The sequence below is a fragment of the Intrasporangium sp. genome (genome assembly GCF_051961875.1).
Taxonomy (GTDB): Bacteria; Actinomycetota; Actinomycetes; order Actinomycetales; family Dermatophilaceae; genus Intrasporangium_A.
Genome location: NZ_JBQCCV010000025.1, coordinates 1 through 3992, shown reverse-complemented (window position 1 = coordinate 3992; position 3992 = coordinate 1). Strand labels below are relative to the sequence as shown.

Sequence of the window (3992 nt, the reverse complement as noted above, 5' to 3'; positions counted from 1 at the left end):
AAAACAACAAAAAAAGAAGTGGGTTGTGTTTTTTTTTTTTGTTGGGGGTTTGGGGGTTTTTTGTTTGCTCCCCCCCCCCCCCCCCCCCCCCCACAACCCTCAGGGCCCCGGCAAGCCGGGGCAGTCAGCCGAGGGCTGGGGAACCGGTCTGGTAGGGCAGCCCCTTGGGGTTCGGGCCGTACTGGTTGTTCGGGCCGCTGTCGAGCACCGTGAACACGAGCAGGATCAGAACGCCGACGAACGGGATGAAGGTGATGAACCACCAGAGGCCGCTGCGCCCGGTGTCGTGCAACCGGCGGACCGTGACGGCGACGCTCGGTACGAACGTGGCCAGGGCCACCAGCACCGTGACAGCGCCGACACCGCCCACACCGGGCCCATGGCCCATGGCGGTGTCGAGCACGTTCGCAACCACGCTGGCGATGAACACCGCCAGCGCCCAGAACCAGTATTCCGATCGTCGGGCCCTGCCGCTGAATGTGGCGTACTGACCGAGGACGCTCCGGACGGCATCCCTGAACGACATGTGACTCCCCCTCTGTTCGAGTGTCGCGCCCCGTTGGCGCGTGGACCGAATTGAACCGGTTTGGGCGCAGGTCCGTGACGGCTTTGCCCCAATCTGTTCCCATTCGGTGACACTGGTCGGGCACGCAGGGCCGGGCACGCAAGCCAGGCACGCAAGGCCAGGCAGAGGGCACCGCGAGCGGAGGGAGGTGCTCCGCATGAGCGAGCCCAGCGCCATACCGACGCCGGGCGGGCGAGGAGCGCTCAGGAGGCGAGCTGCTGGGCCTGCTTCTCGGCCTTCTTGCGCGCCTTCTCGAGCTTCTTGTGGGCCTTCTTCTCCTGCTTCGACAGCTTCGTCTCGACGAGGTGCTTCGGCAGGTGCCCGGTCGAGTCGCGGTAGTACTCGGCGGCCTTGCGTTCCGCGGCGACCTTCGTTGCCGCGAGCAGCATCGCCGACAGCGCCGTGTAGGCCACGACGTCACGCGTGCGCTCGTTGTCGTAGTCGCCCTTGACGGGGACGGACCTGCCGGTCGCGACCTTCCACGTCTTCGACGCGACCGTGCTCGCCACACGCGTCGCGAGCACCGTCGACCCGACCATCATCGCCTTCCAGACGATGCTGCCGAGCGGGCCGCCGGACGCCTCCTTGCCCTCCTGCTGTGACTGTCCCATGGGCCCAGAGTAGAGTCCCTCACGTCACAACTGAACAGCACGACCCATCACGACAGGGGAGCGCTTCACGCGCTGAGAGTGCGGCACCGCCGCAGACCCTCGAACCTGCTCCGGTTAGCACCGGCGAAGGAAGTCGGGACATCTCAGGCCCACAGTCGCTGCGTTCATGACCAATGACGTATGCCGCTGTGCCGCCTCCCCGCGGTATCCATCCTTGAGTTACCCGGGAGTTGTCAAAACCATGAAGGACATCACTGCGTCCGCCCCGCTCGCGCGTTGGCGGACCATCGACCTGCTCACCTGCGCCTTCCTCGGGGTCGCCTTCGGCGTGGCCTACTGGGGTTGGAGCCTCGCCTACCAGGCACCCGCCAACGCGGTGCAGGCCGCGTTCCCGCCGCTCGGCGCGCTGCTCTACTGGCCGTGGCTCGTCGCCGGCATCGTCGGCATGCTCGTCATCCGCCGGCCCGGCGCGGCCGTCTTCACCGAGCTCATCGCGGCGAGCGTCGAGGCGCTCATCGGCAGCCAGTGGGGCCTGACCACCCTCGTGTCGGGCCTGGCCCAGGGCCTCGGCGTCGAGCTCGGCTTCCTGGCCTTCGCCTACGCCACGTTCCGGTGGGGCCCGCTCCTGCTCGGCGGCTTCCTCGGCGGCGCCTTCGAGGCCATCTACGAGTGGTACTCCTACTGGAGCGACTGGGGCTGGGGCTACAAGATCTCGTACCTCTTCCTCTTCGGCGCCTGCGTCGCGGGCTTCGGCTCGCTGCTCGCCGTCGGGCTGACCCGGCTGCTCGCCAACGCGGGCGCCCTGAACCCGTTCCCGCCGGGCCAGGAGGTCCGGGAGCGGCAGGCGGTCCGGGAGCGGCAGGCGGTCTGACGTGCCGTCCTCTTCCCACCCGCCGTTTGAGGTATTCGGGTCGGCGGACCCTGCGCCGGAATACCTCAAACCGGCGGGGCATCTTCTCCCGGATGAGGTAATCGGGTCGGCAGAGCGCCCACCCGAACACCTCAACCGGGGAGAGCGGGCGGGGCCGGTGGCATGCGCCGGGCAGGTCGAGGTGCGGGGGCTGACGTGGCGTCCGTACGGCCGGTCTCGGCCGGTCCTCGAGAACCTCGACCTCACCATCGCGCCTGGTGAGCGGGTCCTGCTCGCGGGACCCTCCGGATCCGGGAAGTCGACTCTGCTGCGTGCCATCGCCGGCCTCCTGCTGACCGCCGACTCCGGCGAGCTCTCCGGCACGGTGACGATCGACGGCGCCGGCCCGCAGGACAGGGCAGGCTCCGTCGGCCTCGTCCTGCAGGACCCTGGCGCGGGTGTCGTCGCCTCGACGATCGGGCGCGACGTCGCCTTCGGCCTCGAGAACATCTCCGTGCCGCGCGAGCAGATGGCCGCGCAGGTCGGTCGAGCGCTGGCCGAGGTCGGCTTGGCCATGTCGCGGGACAGCTCACCGGCGACGCTGAGCGGGGGTGAGTCGCAGCGGCTCGCCCTCGCCGGCGCCCTCGTCATGGAGCCCCGGGTCCTGCTCCTGGACGAGCCGACCGCGATGCTCGACCCCGAGACGGCCCGCACCGTGCGCGGCGTCGTCGACCGGGTGGCTCGCGCGCACGACCTCACCGTGGTCGTCGTCGAGCACCGGCTCGAGGGGTGGCTGGACCGGGTCGACCGGCTCGTGGTCCTCGACGCAGACGGCCGGGTCATCGCCGACGGGAACCCGCTGCCGGTCCTCGAGGCGCACCGGGACTCGCTTGCTGCAGAAGGCATCTGGGTCCCCGGCGTGCCGGACCCCGAGCCCCTCGCGATCGACCTGCCACCGTCCGGGGGCGCGGCGGGGCTGGTCGCCGCAGGGGAGACGGTGGTCCGTGCTGACCGCGTCACGATCGAGCACCGGAGCCGACGCCTGGGGGAAGGATCACGGGTCACCGTGGCGGTGCGCGACCGAGACCTCGAGGTGCGGGCCGCGGAGAGCGTGGCGCTCGTCGGCCCCAGCGGCGCTGGCAAGTCCTCGCTGATGACGGTCGTCGGCGGCCTCGCCAGGCCGGCGTCCGGACGGGTGACCTTCCATGACCGGCTCGCGGCGGTGGCCCACGCCAAGGGCAGGCGCTCGCGGGAAGGGCACTCTCGATCGGGAGAAGTGCACTCTCGATCGGGAGAAGTGCACGCCCGATCGGGAGAAGTGCACTCTCGATCGGGGGGTGTGGCGCCGGATCGGTGGGCCTCGAAGGAGCTCGCATGCCTCGTCTCCTGGGTCCCGCAACGGGCGGCCACCGCGATCGTCGGCCACACCGTCCGGGACGAGGTCCTCACGACACCCCGTGCCATCGGGCTCGACCCGACCACGTCTGCGGCACGGGCCGACGCCCTGCTCGATGCCCTCGGCCTCGGCCACCTTGCCGACGTCGACCCCCGCAACCTCTCGGGCGGTGAGCAACGCCGCCTCGCGCTGGCCTCCGCCATCGCCCACGACCCGGCGCTCGTCCTCGCCGACGAACCGACGGTCGGGCAGGACCGGCTCACCTGGTCGGCCGTCCTGGGCGTCCTCGAGACCGCCCGGCGGGAGGGCGCAGCGGTCCTCGTGACGACCCACGACGCCGGTGTCATCGACCGGGCGGACCGGGTCGTCCCGATCCATTCGCCCGATGATGACCCATCGCCGGTTCGAGGTATTCCGCGGTCACCGGTGTCCTCCGATTACCTCGAACCGCAGTCGCCATCGCCGGTTCGCGGTATTACGCGGTCACCGGCGTCCGCCGATTACCACGAACCAAGTGTTGATCGGGACGTCGCCGAGCGGGAGCAATCCGTCCAGCACCCGGAGAGTGAG

4 protein-coding genes and 1 riboswitch are annotated in these 3992 nt (G+C 70.2%); of the genes, 2 read left to right on the top strand and 2 right to left on the bottom strand.

Annotated elements, in window-relative coordinates:
• Window positions 1-124: 124 nt before the first annotated feature.
• Both ACTHJJ_RS01645 and ACTHJJ_RS01640 read right to left on the bottom strand, forming a co-directional pair.
• A complete protein-coding gene (locus tag ACTHJJ_RS01645; RefSeq protein WP_440301197.1) occupies window positions 125-526 on the bottom strand; it encodes a DUF805 domain-containing protein in 402 nt (133 codons plus the stop codon).
• 242 nt (window positions 527-768) lie between these two features.
• Window positions 769-1176, bottom strand: a complete 408-nt coding sequence (locus ACTHJJ_RS01640; protein WP_440301196.1) for a DUF4235 domain-containing protein — start codon at window positions 1174-1176, stop codon at window positions 769-771.
• 44 nt (window positions 1177-1220) lie between these two features.
• Window positions 1221-1325, top strand: a riboswitch (TPP riboswitch).
• A 92-nt stretch (window positions 1326-1417) separates the two neighbouring features.
• Here ACTHJJ_RS01640 and ACTHJJ_RS01635 point away from each other — a divergent pair.
• Together ACTHJJ_RS01635 and ACTHJJ_RS01630 are read left to right on the top strand one after the other, a co-directional pair.
• Complete coding sequence (locus tag ACTHJJ_RS01635; protein WP_440301195.1) at window positions 1418-2047, top strand: ECF transporter S component; 630 nt, start codon at window positions 1418-1420, stop codon at window positions 2045-2047.
• Between the two features lie 157 nt (window positions 2048-2204).
• Window positions 2205-3992, top strand: a 1788-nt coding sequence (locus ACTHJJ_RS01630) for an ABC transporter ATP-binding protein (protein WP_440301194.1), incomplete at its 3' end; no start/stop codon positions are given.